Annotated in this window: 18 protein-coding genes, 1 other RNA gene and 1 pseudogene; 7 read left to right on the plus strand and 13 right to left on the minus strand. The window is 39.9% G+C overall.

All coding sequences use genetic code 11. The features are described from left to right. Positions 1-29: 29 nt before the first annotated feature. From HT709_RS07215 to HT709_RS07250, 8 genes and pseudogenes are all read right to left on the minus strand, one after another. Positions 30-323: pseudogene (locus HT709_RS07215) on the minus strand (choline-binding protein G); the annotation flags it as partial. Between the two features lie 226 nt (positions 324-549). After that, positions 550-1,239 carry a response regulator transcription factor gene (locus HT709_RS07220; protein WP_000518020.1) on the minus strand — a complete coding sequence of 230 codons (690 nt, stop codon included), beginning with the start codon at positions 1,237-1,239 and terminating at the stop codon, positions 550-552. A gap of 11 nt (positions 1,240-1,250) precedes the next feature. Continuing rightward, entirely contained in the window at positions 1,251-2,675 is a 1,425-nt protein-coding gene (gene gndA / locus HT709_RS07225) for an NADP-dependent phosphogluconate dehydrogenase (protein ID WP_000158778.1), read from the minus strand. A 75-nt stretch (positions 2,676-2,750) separates the two neighbouring features. Next, positions 2,751-4,157 carry a mid-cell-anchored protein MapZ gene (mapZ, locus tag HT709_RS07230; protein WP_000039262.1) on the minus strand — a complete coding sequence of 469 codons (1,407 nt, stop codon included), beginning with the start codon at positions 4,155-4,157 and terminating at the stop codon, positions 2,751-2,753. 12 nt (positions 4,158-4,169) lie between these two features. Next, the gene (locus HT709_RS07235; RefSeq protein WP_000711366.1) at positions 4,170-5,327 is read right to left on the minus strand and encodes a class I SAM-dependent RNA methyltransferase; all 1,158 of its coding nucleotides are present in this window, start codon (positions 5,325-5,327) and stop codon (positions 4,170-4,172) included. Positions 5,328-5,410: 83 nt separating this feature from the next. Further along, positions 5,411-5,791: RNase P RNA component class B (rnpB, locus tag HT709_RS07240), an RNA gene on the minus strand. 20 nt (positions 5,792-5,811) lie between these two features. Then, positions 5,812-6,153: a cell division regulator GpsB gene (gene gpsB / locus HT709_RS07245; RefSeq protein WP_000146532.1), complete on the minus strand. Its 342-nt coding sequence runs from the start codon at positions 6,151-6,153 to the stop codon at positions 5,812-5,814. A gap of 69 nt (positions 6,154-6,222) precedes the next feature. Then, positions 6,223-6,750 (minus strand): DUF1273 domain-containing protein, encoded by a 528-nt coding sequence (locus HT709_RS07250; RefSeq protein WP_023935618.1) that lies wholly within the window; start codon positions 6,748-6,750, stop codon positions 6,223-6,225. 67 nt (positions 6,751-6,817) lie between these two features. On the opposite strand from HT709_RS07250, the gene HT709_RS07255 reads away from it, so the two are divergent. Further along, positions 6,818-7,402: a VanZ family protein gene (locus HT709_RS07255; RefSeq protein WP_000725526.1), complete on the plus strand. Its 585-nt coding sequence runs from the start codon at positions 6,818-6,820 to the stop codon at positions 7,400-7,402. Positions 7,403-8,158: 756 nt separating this feature from the next. Here the strand turns inward: HT709_RS07255 and HT709_RS07260 are convergent. After that, positions 8,159-8,539, minus strand: coding sequence for a hypothetical protein (locus HT709_RS07260; protein WP_023935617.1), 381 nt, complete (start codon positions 8,537-8,539; stop codon positions 8,159-8,161). Positions 8,540-8,966: 427 nt separating this feature from the next. Here HT709_RS07260 and recU point away from each other — a divergent pair, with 427 nt between their 5' ends. Both recU and pbp1a read left to right on the plus strand, forming a co-directional pair. After that, complete coding sequence (gene recU, locus HT709_RS07265; RefSeq protein WP_000248778.1) at positions 8,967-9,563, plus strand: Holliday junction resolvase RecU; 597 nt, start codon at positions 8,967-8,969, stop codon at positions 9,561-9,563. Continuing rightward, entirely contained in the window at positions 9,560-11,743 is a 2,184-nt protein-coding gene (pbp1a, locus tag HT709_RS07270; RefSeq protein ID WP_172925634.1) for a penicillin-binding protein PBP1A, read from the plus strand. Before recU ends, pbp1a begins: the two co-directional genes overlap by 4 nt. A gap of 168 nt (positions 11,744-11,911) precedes the next feature. On the opposite strand, the gene HT709_RS07275 is transcribed toward pbp1a, so the two are convergent. Continuing rightward, on the minus strand, positions 11,912-13,891 hold the full coding sequence (locus HT709_RS07275) for a peptide ABC transporter substrate-binding protein (RefSeq protein WP_172925635.1): 1,980 nt from the start codon (positions 13,889-13,891) through the stop codon (positions 11,912-11,914). 193 nt (positions 13,892-14,084) lie between these two features. After that, a protein-coding gene (locus HT709_RS07280) for an IS630 family transposase (RefSeq protein WP_172925636.1) occupies positions 14,085-15,132 on the minus strand; the annotation gives its coding sequence in 2 pieces (ribosomal slippage) (positions 14,085-14,637 and positions 14,636-15,132; 1,050 coding nt in all). A 203-nt stretch (positions 15,133-15,335) separates the two neighbouring features. Here HT709_RS07280 and adhP point away from each other — a divergent pair. The 4 genes from adhP to HT709_RS07300 all read left to right on the plus strand — a co-directional run bounded on the left by adhP (position 15,336) and on the right by HT709_RS07300 (position 19,346). Next, a complete protein-coding gene (gene adhP, locus HT709_RS07285) occupies positions 15,336-16,355 on the plus strand; it encodes an alcohol dehydrogenase AdhP (protein WP_172925637.1) in 1,020 nt (339 codons plus the stop codon). Positions 16,356-16,590: 235 nt separating this feature from the next. After that, entirely contained in the window at positions 16,591-17,580 is a 990-nt protein-coding gene (locus HT709_RS07290) for a PTS sugar transporter subunit IIB (protein ID WP_050222834.1), read from the plus strand. A 27-nt stretch (positions 17,581-17,607) separates the two neighbouring features. Beyond that, complete coding sequence (locus tag HT709_RS07295; RefSeq protein WP_050222833.1) at positions 17,608-18,411, plus strand: PTS mannose/fructose/sorbose transporter subunit IIC; 804 nt, start codon at positions 17,608-17,610, stop codon at positions 18,409-18,411. Between the two features lie 23 nt (positions 18,412-18,434). Continuing rightward, positions 18,435-19,346, plus strand: a complete 912-nt coding sequence (locus HT709_RS07300; RefSeq protein ID WP_000136861.1) for a PTS system mannose/fructose/sorbose family transporter subunit IID — start codon at positions 18,435-18,437, stop codon at positions 19,344-19,346. A gap of 161 nt (positions 19,347-19,507) precedes the next feature. Here the strand turns inward: HT709_RS07300 and pepC are convergent, their stop codons facing one another. Further along, positions 19,508-20,842 (minus strand): aminopeptidase C, encoded by a 1,335-nt coding sequence (gene pepC / locus HT709_RS07305; protein WP_172925638.1) that lies wholly within the window; start codon positions 20,840-20,842, stop codon positions 19,508-19,510. A 111-nt stretch (positions 20,843-20,953) separates the two neighbouring features. After that, positions 20,954-21,676: a pseudouridine synthase gene (locus HT709_RS07310; protein ID WP_119947943.1), complete on the minus strand. Its 723-nt coding sequence runs from the start codon at positions 21,674-21,676 to the stop codon at positions 20,954-20,956. Positions 21,677-21,781 lie beyond the last annotated feature (105 nt).

Below are 21,781 nucleotides of genomic sequence, written 5' to 3' on the forward strand. Positions count from 1 at the left end.
TTACCATTTTTCACACCACAAAATTCTTACTCTACATAAGCTGATGTAGAGTAAGGATATTGTAAAGTATTTTTTACCTTAACTAAATCATTTTTACCAATAATGACTTCTGACTGATTTGTATAATATTGACCATAAGTCGGTGAAACATCGGGAAGTGAAAAATTATTAGTTCCTGGACTCTCTTGTAATGTTTCACTTACCTCATACTCCTCGCCTGTACTTGAAATAACAGTCAAAGCAGATACTGTCGATAGCAGGCTAGCTAATAAAGTACCCGCAATAATTGAAATACCGAATTTGCGATAAAATGTTTTCTTCATTATTTTATCCTCCTAAAAAAATTGTAACACATCTGTTCGTCCCTGTCAATATAGTAAATTGAAATAAGATGTGAACAAATCGATTAGGAAAGTTAAATTAATTTCTAGAAAAGTTTTAGCAGTTGTGGTGTACCATTCTAGTTTCAATCCACTATACAAAGAAAAAAACGGAAAGACATCCCTTTCTCCATTTGAAAAAAGCAGTTACACAACTGCAACTGCTTTTCTATTCTTGCATGGTGTAACCAACACCACGCACGGTTTTAATGTAGCTTTTTTGACCTTTTACATCAAGCTTGCTACGTAGATAACGGATATAGACATCTACGATATTTGTCTCGGTCCCACTTTCATACTTCCAGACACTTTCCAACAACTGCTCACGAGTCAGAACTTTCTTGCTTCCCATAAGTGTCGCCAAAAGGTCATACTCACGGCGAGTCAGAGCAATCATCTCTTCACCACGATAAACCGTGTGATGTTCAACATCTATCCTAAGATTGCGGTAGGTCCTTGGAACTTTCATCAGACTGCAGTGTTGATCAATGAAGTCCCGACCTCGGAAGATCGCCGAAATACGCGCTACCAGATTTTCGATAAGGACTGGCTTATAGATGTATGAAACTGCAAAACGCTGAACAACTTCCAGCTCTTCTTGCAAGTCTTCCCAATGATCTAAAATCATGATGACTGAGGCTGGCTTAGTTCGACTCAGCTTATCTGCAAAATCCTGGGCTGTCATATCCCCCAGATGAGCATTCAATAAAATCAAGTCATAGTCTGTCTGAAGAGCCATGGAGAAGGCTTTTTGCCCCTCCTCAACCTGATCAACTCGGTATTGCTCTTTTTGGAGTTCCAAACTTAAAAAATGAGCTAGATTTCGTTCTTTCTCAAGTAATAAAATCCGTTTCCCCATGGCAGACCTACTTATTTTTCGTCATACCAAGAGTAGTGGAAGGTTCCTTCTTTGTCTTTACGTTGGTAAGTGTGGGCACCAAAGTAATCACGTTGCGCTTGGATCAAGTTAGCTGGAAGATCAGCTGAACGGTAGCTATCAAAGTAAGTAATAGCTGCTGAGAAGGTTGGTACTGGCACACCAGCTTGAACTGCAAGAGCTACGATATCACGCACTGCTTGTTGGTACTTAGCAGTAACATCCAAGAAGTACTCATCCAAAAGAAGGTTGGCAAGGTCTGCATCACGGTTGTAAGCATCTGTAATCTTTTGCAAGAAACGAGAACGGATGATACAGCCATCACGCCAGATAGATGCGATGTCTGCAAATGGCAAGTTCCAGTTATTTTCTTTAGAAGCTACACGTAATTGCGCAAAACCTTGTGCGTATGAGATGATTTTTGAGAAGTAAAGGGCTTGACGGATTTTTTCAATCAATTCAGCCTTATCTCCTTCAAATTTGAAGGCAGCTGGTTTTGGAAGAACCTTGCTAGCATGCACGCGTTCTTCTTTGTAAGTTGAAATGTAGCGAGCAAATACTGACTCAGTAATTAGCGACAATGGCACACCAAGGTCAAGTGATGATTGGCTAGTCCATTTACCAGTTCCCTTGTTACCCGCGGCATCAAGGATGTAGTCTACGATTGGTCCGTCTTGACCTTCATCGTCTTTACGGCTCAAGATATCAGCTGTGATTTCGATCAAGTAGCTGTCCAATTCACCCTTGTTCCACTCAGTAAAGATTTCAGCCATGTCTTCTGCAGAAAGGCCAAGCAAGTGTTGCATCAAGTCATAGCTTTCTGCGATCAATTGCATATCCCCATACTCGATACCGTTGTGAACCATTTTCACATAGTGACCAGCTCCATCAGGACCGATGTAAGTCACACATGGTTTGCCATCTTCTGGTGCTTTAGCTGAAATTTCTTCAAGAACATCTGCAACCAATTCGTAGGCTTCTTTTTGTCCACCAGGCATGATAGACGGCCCTTCAAGGGCACCTTTTTCACCACCAGAAACCCCAGTACCGATAAAGTTGATACCTGAGTTTGCCAATTCTTCATTACGACGGATGGTGTCTTTGTAGAAAGTGTTTCCGCCGTCAATCAAGATATCACCTTTGTCAAGGTGTGGAAGAAGGGCTTGGATAGTAGCATCTGTACCAGGTCCAGCTTGAACCATCAGCATGATACGGCGAGGTTTTTCGATTGAGTTTACAAAACTTTCAACGTCATAGCTTGGTACAAAGTTCTTTTCAGGATGGCAAGCAATCACATCTTCCGTTTTTTCTTTACTACGGTTGTAAATAGCAACTGTGTAACCACGAGATTCAATATTAAGGGCAAGGTTACGACCCATTACGGCCATACCTACGACACCAAAGTTAGCTTTTGTCATTTGACACTCCTCTTGTTTCATTTATTTTATTTTATCATTTTTACTTTTGAAAAGAAAGAATTTTGTAACGACTGCTTAGTAGTCCAAGTCATCTGCATGACCAGCGCCATTTCCGACAAAGTAGCCTGTCTTACAGTTAAGGGTAAAGAGATAGGTTCCATCTGGCTTGTAGAGGTTGTAATAACCATTGCCGTTAACGATATTGACACGTTCAAGGATATATTGGTCTCCAGTGATATAGCCACGTGATCGTGAAGTCGCTAGAATTTGTTCCAAGACACCATCCGCAAAATCCCAGGCAGAGTTGTTACTATCATCAATAGCAGACTGGTTATAGGCAACACGACTGGCACTTCTTTGAACAGCAACACCCGCACTTGATACGCCCATATTGACTTTGCTACGAGAACTTCTAGTCTCATTTGAGGCAGCATTTGAACTACTTGGGCTTGTCTCACTAGTCGTATTTGAGCTTGTTTGACTAGTGCTTGAGCTACTAGTTTCACTTGAACTTGAGCTAGAAGTACTTGTTTGCTGGCTCTTACCAAGGCTGATAGCCTTATCTAGCACTTTATCAAGCTCCGTATTTCCAGTTTTAATATCCGTAAATTTAGCATCCGATTTGGCTTTGGCATTGGTATCCAACACACCGTCCACAATAGCTGGTTTCTCAAATTGAGCATTGACATCTTGAATGGCCTTGATTTGCGTTGCTAGACTATCATACTTAGATTTGGCTAGCGTATGTTCACGACTACCTTCCAGTTTATCAAGCAAGGTTTTGAGTTGACTCAGTTTATCAAACTGGCTATTTTTCAAAGCCGTTTTATTACTATCTGTGTAGAAGGCGTCATAAAGTGTATTAAAATCATCCACATCTGATTGATTGGCTGTAGTTGATTGAGAAGTTTCAATTTCCTTGGTCGAGCGATTCACTTGACGATAGACATAATAAGCACTGACACAGATAATCACTGATACAAGCGCCAAAGCGGTCAAAACAAAGCCTTTTTTACTTTTCTTTTCTGAGTCCTCTTGATCCAGACGAGAAAGGTTTTGCTCCTCTTCCACTTCTTCAGTCATTTCTGTTGGAGTTTCATCCTCTAGCAATAGAGGATCCAAGCCTTGCTCCTCATCGTCCAAAGGCAAGGGTGGTAAGATGTCTTCAGAAGATGGAACTTCCTCCGAAGAAGCTTCTGACTCCTCTACAGCCTCACGCATCTCTTGAATTAAATCATCCAGACTATGAGTTTCAACTAACTCCTCTTTTTTGTATTGGCGAGTCGCAAACTTATCTGCTTCGATTTCATCTTTGTGTTGTTTAACATACTTGTCCAAAATGGAATCCTCAGGCAAGACTCCTGCTTCCACTTCTTCATTTTTACGAATAGCTTGACCAACTGTTAGCTCTTTTGCTTCATCAAAATCAAATTGCGGTTCTTGACCTTCTTTTTTATGACGATTTCGTCTTTTTTTACTCATGAGTATCCCTTTCTATTTTACCTCTTGCCGTTTGACACGCTGACCAAAATATTGATACAGATCCACTTTCAAGGTTCCGTTGTATAACTTACGCTTCTTATCTGCTTGGCTACCATACTTGCTTTCAAAGGCTTCATCACTAGTCAAGATAAATTTGCTCCAAGTTTTCAGTGGTGCAAATACTTGACCCATCTCAGCATAAAGCTTGGTCACCCCTGCATCATCTGATAAACGCTCCCCGTAAGGCGGATTGGAGATGATTACACCATTGATTTTATCGGAACGCAAATCCTGCACGCGCATCTGCTTAAAAGTAATGTCTCCTACAACACCCGCTGCCTGAGCATTGGCCTTAGCAATTTCCACCATGCGAGCATCAATATCACAGCCCATAATATCCAGTTCCAGCTCACGGTCTACTTTTTTAGCCGCTTCTGTACGCACTTCTTGAATCAAGCGATCACTAATCCAGTTCCATTCCTCAAAGGCAAAAGAGCGACGAAGTCCTGGTGCCATCTTTCGAGCAATCATAACTGCCTCAATACAGAAAGTCCCCGAACCACAGGTCGGATCAATCAAAGGCTTGTCTGGATACCAGTTAGAGAGTTGCAAAATAGCTGCTGCCATATTTTCCTTGATAGGAGCCCCACCCTTTTCCGTACGATAGGCACGTTTAAAGAGACTGGATCCTGTCGTATCAATCATGACAGTTGCCACATCTTTGAGAATAGAGACCTCAATCTTAAACTCTGGGCCATTCTCCATCAGAGGAACACCTTCTGGGCGAGCATAGTGTTTCTGCAATTTCTTGACAACAGCTTTCTTAGAAATAGCCTGAACACTGGGCTCATTGTGAAGTTTAGATTTAACACATTTGGCTTTTGAAATCGGGAACCGAGCTCCAAGTGGTAAATAATTTTCCCAATCTAGGGCGAAAACTCCCTGAAACAGCTCTTCAAAAGTCTTAGCTGGGAACGTTCCTACGATAATTTTGATACGATCTGCTGCCCGAAGCCAGAGGTTGGTTTCGATAATAGCTCTCACGTCTCCTTGAAAACGAACACGACCATTTTCAACCTGACAATCGTAGCCCAACTCTCGCACTTCTCGTCCTACAACAGCTTCAAGTCCTGCTGCCGCAGTTGCAATTAAATTAAATTCTTTTTTCATGTTACAGTCTTGTAAGACCTTTCTTTTGTTCACTTTAAAAAATGAGGTTGAGAAAATTTCTCAGCCCCAACCTATATGCAATTTTCTATAAGCCATGTTTTGTTCCAGAAGTGACTAGGACCACTTCCTTCGATAATCATCTGTCTACCACTAACAGCTCCAGCTGATAGCAGTCAGAATACTACGTTCGTTTCCGTGTACTCCATGCCCCGACCAAAATTTGGGTTGCTAGCTTGAGGGGTTTACCGCGTTCCACTCTCTCCGTTTCCAGAAAGACTCCGTCACTGTGGCACTTTCAAGCCTACTCTGACCTATCAAAAGACTTAGCCATTTCAACTGCCGTAACGATTTCTCGTCCCTAGGCTTATGGTTTCGCCTAGCACAAACACTACAGGCATCACAGCCTGTGCTAGCATGGACTTTCCTCATGAGAAGCAATTCTCCTCACGCGATTATCCAAAAATTGCATGTAACAAGACCTGAATTACAAATCAGTATTGTCTAAAATTTGTTTACCGAATACTTCTTTTTCAAGACGATTCAAGCGTTTCAAAATATCAAAATTCGTCATAGAAGATGAAGCAGCCACATCAATTGGATCTGGGTGACTAGGACTTGGAGCCGAGCTCACTTGCGGTTTACGAGTTAATTCTTCCTTCAAATCCGCAATCTCCTGACGAAGTGACTTGACCAAGGCAGCATAGGTTTCATAGTCCTTGATGACATCGTCTAAAAACTCATCAACTTCTACCTTACTATAGCCACGGACTTCACGCCCAAACTCTTGTTCAAAAATATCTTTTGCTGAAAAAATAATACTTGCCATGTCTCTCTCCATTCTCGCTTGCTAGTATTATTATATAAAAAAAGGCAAACAAAAATCAAGGTCAAAGCTTCAATTTTCGGAAAAATTTTCAGCAAGTTCATTTAATTGATCAAATGTTAATCTCTTTATAAAATAGTCCTCTTGATTTTTCATCTTTTGGTAAAAATAAGCTAATTTCGTTTCATTTTCTTCATCATAAAAAAGATAGGAGCTATTCGTATTTTCCAGTAAAAACTGCTGATAATCTCTTAACTGCCCCTTGTGTTCATAGCGAGAATAAGCATATTTGACAAAGTCTACCTGCTTAAAACGGCTCAGTTTCATCTGATTGGCTTCATTCCAATTTTCCCCATGGGTTTCAAAAGCAAAAATGGTGGCCAACTGAAAACCATATTCGGTTTTCATCTCCTGCGCAACCTCTAGAACCCAATATTCAAAGCCTAAAGTCCCTGTAAATACAAGCCAAGACACCCCATCTGCTGCCATAGCCTCTAAATCTTTACGTATCGCTTTTTTAATCAATTTAAGACGAGGATCCTTGTCAGAAAACAAACCCAAATCAAAAGCAGAATAGCCTAAAACCAAAGCTGTAGCCATTTTTAACCCTTTCTGTGCAAATTTATGATATAATATGGTATATAAATGAAATTTAGGAGATTATAAAATGAAAAAAATATATATACTTGATTTTTTAAATTTAGCTATTTCCTTCCTAATTTGTAGATGGTTTTTTATGGAATACCTTTACTTCCAATTCATCTCTATCTTTAGTTTTCCTACCGGTGGCTCTGATTTCTGGAGACCTCTATTCATCATTCTAATTCTAACATTGTTTTTATTCACTTTCCTAAGATCTAGCTATACGCACAGACTTGATACTAGATTGATAAGAATATCTTATTTTCTTTACTGTTTAATTCTTGTTTATTCGCTACTTTTTAAAAATTTAGGTATTCAGGGAGTTAACTTTAATCTCGTTGAGTTTATCAAAGATTCACTTTTAATTGATTCAACAATTCCTCTTTTAAATATTGTAATTTTTATCCCAATAGGAGGATTATTTAAATTTAATTTTAAAACAGTCATGCGTTTTATCTTTTTCATAACAATAATAGAAACCTCACAATATGTATTTCATCTCGGATTCTTTGATATAGGAGATATATTTACAAACACAATAGGTTTTATAATTGGAAGCAATATCCATGATAGCAGATTAGGAAAAAAGATAATTCATTACATAAAATAAAACTACAAATCTTAGATATTCTATTTACATTCCTTTAAAATCAGAAAGAGCATCATTTTTTATAATATGTACTAATGATAGGCATTTGTTTAAAGTATATATTTAAACTCCGATGTTTATTACGCAAACTGTCAACAAAACATGTAAACTTTGATTTTAAAGAAGGCCAGGTGAAAACTCATAGTAAACAGAAAACAAAAGAACTAAGCACAGTTTGAATAGTATCCTTTTTTGAGGTTGTAGATAATACTGACAAAATCAGTAACAAATCTATGAAAATATCTACTACCTATATTGCTTTTTAATTTTATAAAAGCATCAATTTTAAGAGAAAACAAATATTTCAATAATAAACCGTATATGATCAAAGATTTTAAAATCGTGATAATATTCGGTTTTTCTGATTGTAAAGATTTTTTACCAAACTTATTTTTAATTGATAATAATTCACTTATTATTACCAAATTCTCTTTAAAAGTATGTTTTAAAATAACTTATATCTATTCAATCTTTATAATCCATCACAAAATACTTTTCTACATCAAAACTCACAAAGAAACTATAGTAAATTGAAATAAGATGAGGATAAATCATTTGAGGCATTCAAATTAATTTCTAACAATGCTTTAGAAATTATGTTGTACTATTCTAGTTTCATTTTACTATAAAAACCAATTGATATGATTAGTAAGGAAGAGTATTAAACTAAGAAATTATAAAATAGTTAATAAAAGACTTATCCAAATAAATACTCAATTAATAAGTCACACTACCTGAAATATTATATAAACCTCTATCCTCAGTATTGAAATATAATCCATAAGTACCTGAATTTAGATCAACACTAATTGTTCCACTAGTTTTTCCATAATAAACAGATGATGCATATATTTTACCACCAATCCATGAACGACTCACAACAGAAACTCTAAACCCTACGTTCCCACTCCCAGGTCTAGGAGTTTGGTTATGATTAACAGTATAGGTTCTTCTACGGTTAGTGTACCAAGCTTGTATTGAATATTTACCTCTTATTCCCTGTCCATTATAAGTAATCGCAGTTGCTGCATGCACTACATTTGCTATCAACAGAATCCATAAAAAGCCAATAGATAGTATCCGAATAATGTCTTTCATAGAGATTCCTTCAAAATATATAAGTATGGAGATAATTTCAATCCCAAGTTTAATCAGTCTGTAGTTAATTACTAGAAGAATCTTCCGAATCAATAAAACAATAAAGCTAAAATCAAGCCTATATAATTACGACTCTAGATTATATCTTGTTTGTAAAGCGCTTTCGACATCATTATATAACATTTATAAAATTAAATCAAATGATATTTATATTTTTTATACTACGTTGTGATTCGAATGTGATAATGTCTTTAGTAAATCGAACGTGAAAATATCCCATTTGGTAGAATAGTCATATGAAAAGGATCCAACTGAATATGAATGAAGCGAAAAAATATCTTGTGATAAAAGCTATAGTCATTTTTAACCCTTTCTGTGCAAATTTATGGTATAATAAAGTGATATTATTGCACCAATAAGGAGAATTATGGTCAACTATCCACATAAACTTTCATCACAAAAAAGACAAACATCTCTTTCTCAACCCAAAAATTTCGCAAATCGAGGAATGTCTTTTGAAAAGATGATCAATGCTACCAACGACTACTATTTGTCTCAGGGCTTGGCTGTTATACACAAGAAACCAACCCCTATTCAAATCGTACGAGTGGACTATCCACAACGAAGTCGTGCCAAGATTGTTGAAGCCTATTTTCGACAAGCTTCAACGACGGACTATTCTGGCGTTTATAATGGATATTACATCGACTTTGAAGCCAAGGAAACAAAACAAAAACGTGCGATTCCGATGAAAAATTTTCATCCACATCAGATTCAGCATATGGAACAAGTCCTTGCCCAACAAGGAATCTGCTTTGTCCTTCTTCACTTTTCTTCTCAGCAAGAAACCTACTTATTGCCGGCATTCGATTTGATTCGCTTCTATCATCAAGATAAGGGACAAAAATCAATGCCACTTGGATATATTCGAGAATATGGATATGAAATCAAGGCTAGTGCCTTCCCTCAAATTCCTTATCTCAATGTTATCAAAGAATATTTATTAGGTGGTAAAACAAGATGAACAAACCAACGATTCTGCGCCTAATCAAGTATCTGGGCATTAGCTTCTTAAGCTTGGTTATCGCAACCATCGTCTTAGGCGGAGGAGTTTTTTTCTACTACGTTAGCAAGGCTCCTACCCTATCCGAGAGTAAACTAGTTGCAACAACTTCTAGTAAAATCTACGACAATAAAAATCAACTCATTGCCGACTTGGGTTCTGAACGCCGCGTCAATGCCCAAGCTAATGATATTCCCACAGATTTGGTTAAGGCAATCGTTTCTATCGAAGACCATCGCTTCTTCGACCACAGGGGGATTGATACCATCCGTATCCTGGGAGCTTTCTTGCGCAATCTGCAAAGCAATTCCCTCCAAGGTGGATCAACTCTCACCCAACAGTTGATTAAGTTGACTTACTTTTCAACCTCGACTTCCGACCAGACTATTTCTCGTAAGGCTCAGGAAGCTTGGTTAGCGATTCAGTTAGAACAAAAAGCAACCAAGCAAGAAATCTTGACCTACTATATAAATAAGGTCTACATGTCTAATGGCAACTATGGAATGCAGACAGCCGCTCAAAACTACTATGGTAAAGACCTCAATAATTTAAGTTTACCTCAGTTAGCCTTGCTGGCTGGAATGCCTCAGGCACCAAACCAATATGACCCCTATTCACATCCAGAAGCAGCCCAAAACCGCCGAAACTTGGTCTTATCTGAAATGAAAAATCAAGGCTACATCTCTGCTGAACAGTATGAGAAAGCAGTCAACACATCAATTACTGATGGACTACAAAGTCTCAAATCAGCAAGTAATTACCCTGCTTACATGGATAATTACCTCAAGGAAGTCATCAATCAAGTTGAAGAAGAAACAGGCTATAACCTGCTCACAACTGGGATGGATGTCTACACAAATGTAGACCAAGAAGCTCAAAAACATCTGTGGGATATTTACAATACAGACGAATACGTTGCCTATCCAGACGATGAATTGCAAGTCGCTTCTACCATTGTCGATGTTTCTAACGGTAAAGTCATTGCCCAGCTAGGAGCACGCCATCAGTCAAGTAATGTTTCCTTCGGAATTAACCAAGCAGTGGAAACAAACCGTGACTGGGGATCAACTATGAAACCGATCACAGACTATGCTCCTGCCCTGGAATACGGTGTCTACGATTCAACTGCTACTATCGTTCACGATGAGCCCTATAACTATCCTGACACAGATATCCCTGTCTATAACTGGGATAGGGGCTACTTTGGCAACATTACCTTGCAATACGCCCTGCAACAATCGCGAAACGTCCCAGCCGTGGAAACGCTAAATAAGGTCGGACTCAACCGCGCCAAGACTTTCCTAAATGGTCTCGGAATCGACTACCCAAGTCTTCACTACTCAAATGCCATTTCAAGTAACACAACCGAATCAGACAAAAAATATGGAGCAAGTAGTGAAAAGATGGCTGCTGCTTACGCTGCCTTTGCAAATGGTGGAACTTACTATAAGCCAATGTATATCCATAAAGTCGTCTTTAGTGATGGGAGTGAAAAAGAGCTCTCTAATGTCGGAACTCGTGCCATGAAGGAAACGACAGCCTATATGATGACCGACATGATGAAAACAGTCTTGACTTATGGAACTGGACGAAATGCCTATCTTGCTTGGCTCCCTCAGGCTGGTAAAACAGGAACCTCTAACTATACAGACGAGGAAATTGAAAACCACATCAAGACCTCTCAGTTTGTAGCACCTGATGAACTATTTGCTGGCTATACGCGTAAATATTCAATGGCTGTATGGACAGGCTATTCTAACCGTCTGACACCACTTGTAGGCAATGGCCTTACGGTCGCTGCCAAAGTTTACCGCTCTATGATGACCTACCTGTCTGAAGGAAGCAATCCAGAGGATTGGAATATACCAGATGGTATCTATCGAAATGGGCAGTTTGTTTTCCAAAATGGAGCAAGACCGACTTGGACTGAAACAACATCCCAATCATCTTCAACCGAAAACTCCTCAACAAGTACAGAAGGCTCTACTAGCCTAGCACCAACTACAAGTCCTGATGCTAGTAATAATAGTCAAAATCAAGCACCAGCCACAAGTCCTGATGCTAGTACCAATGCGCCAAATACACCCGGAGCCAATCAAACTCCAGCTCCACAGACCCCTCAACAACAACCACAACAGTAAACGAAAAATCCTGAGAACTCTAAACTCAGGATTTTGTCATTTTCAAAATGAAATACAGAGGTCAAGTACATTTTCCCATAATAAAACGCATACGACCAAGGCTTTTCATTCATCACCTGACAATATGCGTTTTTCTTTTAAGGACTGTTTACTCAGTCTCTTTTTGTTTTATTTGACATGTTTGGTAAGTTCTTCTTGCGCTTTTTTATTGGATTCTGCTTTTTCTTTCATCCATTTTTCTTGAGCTTTTTGGTATTCATCTGCTGTGACTGCCTTGTCTTGAAGTTCCAAGTATTTATACAAGACTGGATCACTTGTCCCTTTGTTTCCTGACAATGCAAATGGTATTGTAAATGGTACCATCTTAGACAAGATTGGACGCCCTGTACGAGATGTAGTTGGAATAATCAAAGCACTATCTGTCAACCAAGCTTGGGCTGCAGCGTATTTATCATATCGTTTTGCTACATCTATTGTCTCATCACCAGCTTCAGTAACCAATTTTTCGTAGTCATATAGACCTACTTTTTTAGCAGCTACATTATCTTCCCCTGAGTCAAATCCTAAATATGTTTTAGTACTTTCTCCTACAGAAGGTTTGATAATATCGAGATAAGTTGATGGATCGGCAAAGTCTGGACCCCAACCGACATTATCTGATAAATCCCAGTCTTCGCCAGCAGCATTTTCAGCAAATAAAGTTACATTAAGCAATTCATCTTTTTGCAATTGTTGGATATCAATAACGACATTATCAGTTCCTAAAGTTGCTTCCAAGGATTGTTTCATAGATTGGACACGTTGAACTTTTGTCGTTGCTGTCTGGTCAACAGGCATATCTAGGTGAATTGGGAAGGTCACGCCTTCTGCTTGTAAAGCTGATTTAGCTTTAGCAAATTCAGCCTTGGCTTTTTCTGGATTGTAGAGACCATCTTGTGAATCTGCAAGATTGACATCCTTCCATTCATCCCCATAAGTCACTAATTTCTCTTTGACCATATCGCCAAAGTTTTTCCCATCTGCTTGAACAAATGTTGGTGGAACAAAGAGATTACGCAAGATTTTGCTTGCTCCAGTTTCTCCATTCAACTGAGAGGCATAGGCTGTACGGTCAAAACCAAAGGCAATAGCCTGACGGAAATCCTTGTTTAAGAGCGCCTTTTTAGTTGAAGTCTTTTGTTCTTCGCTAGTCTTAGATGTGTGTTTATAAGATTGACGGTCAATATTTGTCCCTACTAGATAAGTCGTAGAGTCTTGTTGCGTATAGACGATATTGTCTTTCATACTCTTCTCAAGCTCTGCGAAGCTTGCACTTGTTGGATAGAGACGAGCTGCTGTAAGGCTACCATCTTTAAAGTTTTCTGCTGGTTTGCTGGTATCTTGCCCATCCCAGAATGACAATTTGACTTTGTCAATATGCACATTGTCCTTATCCCAGTAGTTAGGATTTTTCGCAAATTCAACAGAGGATTTGGTCACAATGGATTTCAACAAATAAGGACCGTTATACAAGAGACTACTTGGATCCGTAGCTTTGGCAAAATCATCCCCTTTTGAATTCAAAAACTCTTCATTGACTGGCGCAAGCACACCCATGGTTGTTTTGGAATTCCAAAAAGTTTCAGGTTTGTTCAAGGTGTATTGGATTGTTTGGTCGTCAAGAGCTTTAATCCCGACTTGAGCAAAGTCTGTGATTTCACCTTTGGCATAGGCATCCAGACCTTTGATTGAATCCTGTACCAAGTAAAGGGCTTCTGCTTTCTTATCTGTTGCATATTTAAGACCTGTCACAAAGTCCTGCGCTTTAACAGGAGCATATTCTTCCCCTTCAGATGTATACCACTTGGCATCCTGACGAATCTTATAAGTATAAGTCAAGCCATCCTTAGAGACCGACCAGTCTTCTGCCAATGAAGGAACAAGGTTCCCGTATTTATCATTTTCAAGCAATCCATCAATCACATTACTAGTAATCTCAGAAGTTGCTGCCTTACCAGTTGTCAAATAGTTGAGATTATCTGGATGTGTCTCGTAAGTAAATGCAAAGGTTTTTTCACCTTGAGCACCTGAACCCCCAGAACAAGCAGCTAAAACACCAACTGCTAATAAGGTTACTCCCGCAAGAGCCAATACTTTTCTTGTTTTCATAGTATTCTCCTTTGTTTTTTATTCATTATAGACTCTTTTTCAAGTCCTGTCAATAGAATTTTCTGAATTTTAAGAGTTATTTGTTATATTTGATCTATTCTGAAAAATAAAATTGTTCATTTATGCCAAAAAAGCCAACAGAGATTCTCTTCTGATAACCAGAAAAGAATCTTGTTGACCTTCCTTCTAATACTCATCTACTTTCAAAAAGCATTCTAGTCCATCTCCGATTAACGATGGACTTTATCACCTCCTTCTCCAGTCCTTGTATGACATCTTGAAGTTGATTCATGACATCTTCCAAAGTTCGAAAGGCTTTATTCTTAAATCCACGTTTACGAATCTCTTTCCACACTTGTTCAATGGGGTTCATCTCTGGTGTGTATGGAGGAATAAAGGTAAAGCCAATATTAGTCGGAATCTTTAAGGTACTTGATTTATGCCATATGGCATTATCCATAACGAGTAAAAGATAATCATCTGGATAAGCTTGTGAAAGCTCTTCTAAAAAGGCGTTCATCCACTCAGTATGACATCCACCAGCGATTAAGAAAAATGATTCGCCTGTATGGGCATCAACAGCTCCATAACAATAGCAAAATTCTCGTATATAGTGACTATGGACATGTGGACCTACTCCCATTGGAGCCCAACAAGATCCCAGTTTACTGATTCTACCGAAACCAGCCTCATCTTGGTACATCAAGCGAACCTTACGAAAATGCCTACTGGTTTTAAAGCGCTTTCTTGTCTTCTTGAATTGAGATTTTATTTTTAGACGCGACAATGGTTTGAACGTCTGCTTTCTTGGGATGTTCTGGACGTGGCCTAATATTTCGCCAACCATGGCGCTTCAAGAGTTGATAAAAGGCATCACGTGTGTAGGAAGAACCTAACTCCTTTTTATAAGCCTGAAATAAGGCATCAATTGTAACAAATTCTCCTGCCTCTGCAGCCTTCAAATGACGGGCAAGAAAGGCTTTCTCTTCCTCAATTGTCATATATGCATGGTTACGACAACCACGTGTTTCTTGAAGGAGAGAATCGAGTCCGAACTCCTCATATTTTTTTACAGTTGGCCAAATCGTTGTTTGATTACAGTCTAAAAGCTCTATAATCTCTTTATAAGATTTGCCCATCAGACGAAATAGAACGATTTGAAGGCGTTTATGATATTTAGCTGTACTAGAGTCTTTTAAAAGTGTTTTGATAGCTTGGATTTCTTCTTTAGTTGATTTCATATTACTATTATATAATGCTTTTTTATTTTAGTTTAGTATTAATCGATTGTTCTACTTTTTGCCTCCAAAACCTTGGAAAAGGCTTTCTTTTGCGATATACTTCACATATAAATACAAGAAAGCTCGTCACACTCGACTCTGTTGAAACATAATCAATCCAGTCCCGTTGTCCCTGTTCTCGGTCAATATCAAGGAGGATAGCTATGAAAGCTGTTGTTGTAAATCCAGAAAGCACTGGTGTTGCTGTTGAAGAAAAAGTACTCCGTCCACTTGAAACTGGGGAAGCACTTGTAGAAATTGAATACTGTGGTGTTTGCCACACTGACCTCCACGTTGCTCATGGTGACTTTGGTCAAGTACCAGGACGTGTTCTTGGCCACGAAGGTATCGGTATCGTTAAAGAGATTGCTCCAGATGTGAAAAGCCTTAAAGTCGGTGACCGCGTCAGCGTTGCTTGGTTCTTTGAAGGATGTGGCACTTGCGAATACTGTACAACTGGTCGCGAAACCCTTTGCCGTACAGTGAAAAATGCTGGCTACTCAGTAGACGGTGGTATGGCTGAACAATGTATCGTAACTGCTGACTATGCTGTCAAAGTTCCTGACGGACTTGATCCAGCCCAAGCTTCTTCTATCACATGTGCTGTAGTAACAACCTATAAAGCTATCAAAGAAGCAAAAGTTGAACCAGGCCAATGGGTTGTTCTTTACGGTGCTGGTGGACTTGGTAACCTCGCTGTTCAATACGCTAAAAAAGTATTCAATGCTCATGTTATCGCTGTCGATATCAACAATGACAAACTTGCCCTTGCAAAAGAAGTAGGCGCTGACATTGTGATTAACGGCCTCGAAGTTGAAGATGTAGCTGGACTCATCAAGGAAAAAACTGATGGTGGAGCTCATTCAGCTGTCGTAACTGCTGTATCTAAAGTTGCCTTCAACCAGGCTGTTGACTCAGTTCGTGCTGGTGGTCACGTCGTCGCTGTCGGCCTTCCTTCTGAAATGATGGAACTAAGTATCGTAAAAACCGTTCTAGATGGAATCCAAGTCATCGGTTCTCTCGTTGGAACTCGTAAAGACTTGGAAGAAGCCTTCCAATTCGGTGCAGGAGGTTTGGTAGTTCCAGTTGTTCAAAAACGTCCAGTAGAAGATGCTGTTGCCATTTTCGACGAAATGGAAAAAGGTCAAATCCAAGGACGTATGGTACTCGACTTCACCCACTAATCTAATAGAAACCTATTTTAAAAGTTGGAAGCTTCTTTCAACTTTTTTATATTAAATTTTTAAATGTGGATTCAATATTACTCCTCAAAAAACTCAATATATCAACATCCAAAAGTAAAAGTTTTTTTAATTTTTTATGATAAATAGTTGCTTTTTACATGAAAACGGTTTATACTTAAACAGTCTTAAAGTTTTCTTAAATGAAAACTAAAACAAAAAAGGAGGAATGACAATAATGAGTATCGGAATCATTATTGCGAGCCACGGCGAATTTGCTGCGGGTATTCATCAGTCAGGATCTATGATCTTTGGTGAACAAGAAAAGGTTCAAGTTGTGACCTTTATGCCAAATGAAGGTCCTGATGATCTATACGCTAAGTTTAATAACGCTGTTGCTGCATTTGACGCAGAAGATGAGGTTCTAGTTTTGGCTGACCTTTGGAGTGGTTCTCCATTTAACCAAGCTAGTCGCGTGATGGGAGAAAATCCTGAGCGTAAGTTTGCCATCATCACAGGACTTAACTTACCGATGTTGATTCAAGCCTACACAGAGCGCCTCATGGACGCTGCTGCAGGTGTAGAAAAAGTCGCTGCTAATATCATTAAAGAAGCCAAAGATGGCATCAAAGCTCTTCCAGAAGAGCTAAATCCAGTTGAAGAAGTTGCAAGCGCTGCAGCTGCTCCAGTTGCCCAAGCTGCTATCCCAGAAGGAACTGTTATCGGAGACGGTAAATTGAAAATCAATCTTGCCCGTCTTGACACACGTCTACTTCACGGTCAGGTTGCAACTGCTTGGACTCCAGATTCAAAAGCAAATCGTATCATCGTTGCTTCAGATAACGTAGCTAAAGACGACCTTCGTAAAGAATTGATTAAACAAGCAGCTCCAGGTAATGTCAAGGCTAACGTGGTTCCAATTCAAAAACTGATTGAGGTTTCAAAAGACCCACGTTTTGGAGAAACACATGCCCTTATCTTGTTTGAAACACCTCAAGATGCCCTTCGTGCCATCGAAGGTGGCGTGCCAATCAAAACTCTTAACGTTGGTTCTATGGCTCACTCAACAGGTAAAACATTGGTCAATACTGTTTTGTCTATGGACAAAGAAGACGTTGCTACATTTGAAAAAATGCGTGACCTCGGTGTTGAATTCGATGTCCGTAAAGTACCAAATGATTCTAAAAAAGATTTGTTTGACTTGATTAACAAAGCCAATGTCAAATAAGCCATTATTTATGAAAGGATTTTAAACATGTCTATTATTTCTATGGTTTTAGTAGTCGTTGTAGCCTTCCTTGCAGGTCTTGAAGGTGTCCTCGACCAATTCCAATTTCACCAACCACTTGTAGCCTGTACCCTTATTGGGCTTGTAACAGGTCACTTGGAAGCAGGGATTATCCTCGGTGGATCGCTTCAAATGATTGCCCTTGGTTGGTCAAATATCGGTGCTGCTATCGCTCCTGATGCTGCACTTGCTTCTGTCGCTGCTGCCATTATCATGGTTCTTGGTGGTGACTTTACCAAGACAGGTATCGGTGTTGCCCAAGCGGTTGCTATCCCTCTTGCCGTTGCTGGTCTATTCTTAACTATGATTGTTCGTACAATCTCAGTTGGTTTGGTTCATACTGCAGATGCTGCCGCTAAAAAAGGTGACTTCGGCGCTGTGGAGCGTGCGCATTTCATCGCGCTACTTTTCCAAGGACTTCGTATCGCGCTTCCTGCAGCTCTTCTCCTTATGGTACCAACTGAAACTGTACAAAGTATCCTTAGTGCCATGCCAGACTGGCTCAAAGATGGTATGGCTATCGGTGGTGGTATGGTCGTTGCCGTTGGTTACGCCATGGTTATCAACATGATGGCAACTCGTGAAGTATGGCCATTCTTCGCTCTTGGTTTCGTTCTCGCTGCTGTGTCAGATATTACTCTAATCGGATTCGGTGCTATCGGTGTTGCTATCGCTCTTATCTACCTTCACCTTTCTAAAACTGGTGGAAATGGTGGCGGAGGAGCCGCAACTTCTAACGACCCAATCGGCGATATCCTAGAAGACTACTAAGATAAGAAAGGACTGAAAACATCATGACTGAAAAACTTCAATTAACTAAATCAGATCGTAAAAAAGTTTGGTGGCGTTCAACCTTCTTACAAGGGTCTTGGAACTTTGAACGGATGCAAAACTTGGGCTGGGCTTATACACTCATTCCAGCTATCAAAAAACTCTATACTAAAAAAGAAGATCAAATCGCTGCTCTTGAGCGTCACCTTGAGTTCTTCAACACTCATCCATACGTAGCTGCTCCAGTCATGGGGGTTACTCTTGCGCTTGAAGAAGAACGTGCTAACGGTGTGGAAATCGATGACGCTGCTATCCAAGGGGTTAAAATCGGTATGATGGGACCTCTTGCTGGTATCGGTGACCCAGTATTCTGGTTTACAGTACGCCCAATCCTTGGATCTCTCGGTGCTTCACTTGCCCTTACTGGCAATATCTTGGGGCCACTCCTCTTCTTTGTTGCATGGAACTTGATTCGTATGTCATTCTTGTGGTATGTTCAAGAGATTGGATACAAGGCTGGATCAGAAATCACTAAAGATATGTCTGGTGGTATCCTTCAAGATATCACTAAAGGAGCTTCTATCCTTGGGATGTTCATTCTTGCTGTCCTTGTTCAACGTTGGGTAAATATTAAATTTGCTTTCGATGTTTCTAAAGTTCAACTAGATGAAAAGGCTTATATCCATTGGGATAAATTGCCAGAAGGGTCTAAAGGTATCCAAGAAGCATTCGCACAAGTAGGACAAGGATTGTCTCAAACTCCTGAAAAAGTTACTACTTTCCAACAAAACTTGGATATGTTGATTCCTGGATTATCAGGACTACTCCTTACTTTACTTTGCATGTACTTACTTAAGAAAAAAGTATCTCCAATCACTATTATCCTTGCCCTCTTCGCAGTGGGTATTGTGGCACATGTTCTTCACATCATGTAATCAAGCAACTTAAAAGGAACCAGGTTCTAAAATCTGATTCCTTTTTTCTAGGCTTTTATACTCAATGAAAATCAAAGAGCAAACTAGGAAGCGAGCCGCAGGCTGTACTTGAGTACGGCAAGGCGAAGCTGACGTGGTTTGAATTTGATTTTCGAAGAGTATTATTCTGCCAAGGCTCCCATTGGATCCCAAGGTGCAAGCACAATTGGTTCTGCTTCATAGGCAGCTTGTTCTTCTGCTGTCAGCAATTCCTTACGGACAACGATTTGGTAAGTGTATTCGTCCATCCAAGCGTCTGAGGCAACAAAGTAACCATCTGTACCGACCTTGTCTCCCCATGAGTTTTCAACCTTCCACTTGGTTGATTTACCATTTTCGTCCAAGTCAACACCTGTCAAGACCATGGCGTGGGTCATCAAGCTTTCGCTATAGTCCAAACGTCCAGCCTTGTCTTGAGTAAGTTTAATGTCCATGCTTGATTCAAAGTCATAAACATCTGTCGCAAGGATTCCAGCTTTGCGGTTGCTGAGCTGGCCAACATCAGAACCAAACCAAACAGTCTCACCTGCTTGCATTTGGGCAATCGCCAATTCTTTCAAGCGCTCCATTGGAACGTTGATGTAACGAACCGCACGGCTACCAACGACATTTCCCAACATCTCAACTGTGTAAGATTTACCGTATGGTTTATCAGCAGTTGGAGCATTGATAACAGAAACGTAGTCTTCTAAAGGAAGATTGACATATTTCTTGTAAAATTCCTGTGGAGTAATACCTTTTTCGCTTTGGTAGTTATTATCCTTATCACGATAAGCAAAGTCAAACTGACGTGGTGGTAGTCCTAGTGACATGGCAAGGAAGTTAAAGATCTCTTGCAAGAGGTCTTCTTTCTTAGCTTGAACAGTCGCTTGGTCTGCGCCAGAAGCTAGTAAGTCACGCAAGATTTGAGCATCTTGGCGCAGCAATTTGTTAAGGATTGCATTTAGCTCACGGCTGCTACTAGATGAAACAGACTCAGGATAAACTGACTTAGGCACGACACCGTATTTTTCAAAGAGGGAAACGACCATATCCCATTGACCACCATCTTGTTGTGGTATTTGGAGTAAGAAGCTAACCTTACGGCTCGTCAATTCTTGGTCTGCAGTCGCAATGACTTGCTCCAAGAACCAGTTTGATTTCTCATACTTGTCCCAGAAGAAAGTGTGGGCTTGTGACAACTCAAAGTTCTCCAATTTGTATTGAGAGATGAGTTTGTGGCGAAAAGTGTTGAGAGCCGCAAACATCCAGCAACGACCAGACGCTTTCTGGTTAGTGACCTTGTCCTTGGTTAAATCCAATGAGAAAACAGGTGTGTTGTCTACATGGCTTTGGCGACGTTCCAGAGCTGCAAAAATTCCGTTGTGGCTAGCAGCATTTTCAATCGCTTGGTATTTTACATTTGCTTCATAATTGGCAAATAGTTTATCAGTAAATGATTCTTGAATCGCGTTCATAGATTCCTCCTTTTATTCTACAGTCTATTATAACGCTTTTTACAAAGGAAGCAACTGAAAAACATAAAAGGCAAGGATATTCTTCCTCACCTTTTTCAAATATAAATCAAATTAAGCAATACTAGCAAGGAGAATTTCTAATTCTTCCTTGGTCAAGCGACGCCATTCCCCTCGTTCCAGGTTCTCATCTAATACTAAAGTTCCCATAGTCAATCGTTGCAAGTCCACAACTTCCTTGCCACAGTAGCCCACCATACGCTTGACCTGATGAAACTTTCCTTCTGCAATAGTCACACGGATTTGGCTCTGATTCTTTTCTGCATCTGTGGAAAGAATCTCCAGTCTAGCGGGTTGACAAGTAAAGTCTTTGAGAGGAATACCCTTGGCAAATATCTCCACATCTTCTTGTGTCATAATTCCCTTGACCTGAGCCAGATAGGTCTTGTCCACATGACGCTTGGGTGAAAGAAGAGCATGGGCAAGCTGACCGTCATTGGTCAGGAGCAGGAGTCCATGCGTATCGATATCCAAGCGCCCTACTGGGAAAACTTCCTTGCTCCGAGCAATATCATCCAACAAGTCCAGAACGGTTCTGTGCTTGGGATCCTCAGTCGCTGAGATAACTCCTTGGGGCTTGTTCATCATATAGTAGACAAACTCTTCATACTCCAACACTTGCCCATCAAAGCGAATCTCATCTCTTTCTTCATCAATCTGCAATTTAGCTGATTTTTCTTTTTTACCATTTACAGTCACGCGCCCAGCCTTGAGCAAGTTTTTGACCTCAGTCCGACTTCCCACCGCACAGGCAACTAAAAATTTATCTAATCTCATAGAACTATTATATCATATCAAAAGGAGGCTAGTACAATGACCAACCTCCTTTTCGTTTCATACTCTTCAAAAATCTCTTCAAACCGCGTCAACGTCGCCTTGCCG

Origin of the sequence: Streptococcus sp. 1343 (assembly GCF_013277355.1) — a bacterium.
Lineage (GTDB): Bacteria > Bacillota > Bacilli > Lactobacillales > Streptococcaceae > Streptococcus > Streptococcus pseudopneumoniae.

Coding starts and splice junctions, on each gene's coding strand:
- HT709_RS07220 (WP_000518020.1), bottom strand. CDS start 1,239: ATGGGGAAACGGATTTTATTACTTGAGAAAGAACGAAATCTAGCTCAT.
- gndA (WP_000158778.1), bottom strand. CDS start 2,675: ATGACAAAAGCTAACTTTGGTGTCGTAGGTATGGCCGTAATGGGTCGT.
- mapZ (WP_000039262.1), bottom strand. CDS start 4,157: ATGAGTAAAAAAAGACGAAATCGTCATAAAAAAGAAGGTCAAGAACCG.
- HT709_RS07235 (WP_000711366.1), bottom strand. CDS start 5,327: ATGAAAAAAGAATTTAATTTAATTGCAACTGCGGCAGCAGGACTTGAA.
- gpsB (WP_000146532.1), bottom strand. CDS start 6,153: ATGGCAAGTATTATTTTTTCAGCAAAAGATATTTTTGAACAAGAGTTT.
- HT709_RS07250 (WP_023935618.1), bottom strand. CDS start 6,750: ATGGCTACAGCTTTGGTTTTAGGCTATTCTGCTTTTGATTTGGGTTTG.
- HT709_RS07255 (WP_000725526.1), top strand. CDS start 6,818: ATGAAAAAAATATATATACTTGATTTTTTAAATTTAGCTATTTCCTTC.
- HT709_RS07260 (WP_023935617.1), bottom strand. CDS start 8,539: ATGAAAGACATTATTCGGATACTATCTATTGGCTTTTTATGGATTCTG.
- recU (WP_000248778.1), top strand. CDS start 8,967: ATGGTCAACTATCCACATAAACTTTCATCACAAAAAAGACAAACATCT.
- pbp1a (WP_172925634.1), top strand. CDS start 9,560: ATGAACAAACCAACGATTCTGCGCCTAATCAAGTATCTGGGCATTAGC.
- HT709_RS07275 (WP_172925635.1), bottom strand. CDS start 13,891: ATGAAAACAAGAAAAGTATTGGCTCTTGCGGGAGTAACCTTATTAGCA.
- adhP (WP_172925637.1), top strand. CDS start 15,336: ATGAAAGCTGTTGTTGTAAATCCAGAAAGCACTGGTGTTGCTGTTGAA.
- HT709_RS07290 (WP_050222834.1), top strand. CDS start 16,591: ATGAGTATCGGAATCATTATTGCGAGCCACGGCGAATTTGCTGCGGGT.
- HT709_RS07295 (WP_050222833.1), top strand. CDS start 17,608: ATGTCTATTATTTCTATGGTTTTAGTAGTCGTTGTAGCCTTCCTTGCA.
- HT709_RS07300 (WP_000136861.1), top strand. CDS start 18,435: ATGACTGAAAAACTTCAATTAACTAAATCAGATCGTAAAAAAGTTTGG.
- pepC (WP_172925638.1), bottom strand. CDS start 20,842: ATGAACGCGATTCAAGAATCATTTACTGATAAACTATTTGCCAATTAT.
- HT709_RS07310 (WP_119947943.1), bottom strand. CDS start 21,676: ATGAGATTAGATAAATTTTTAGTTGCCTGTGCGGTGGGAAGTCGGACT.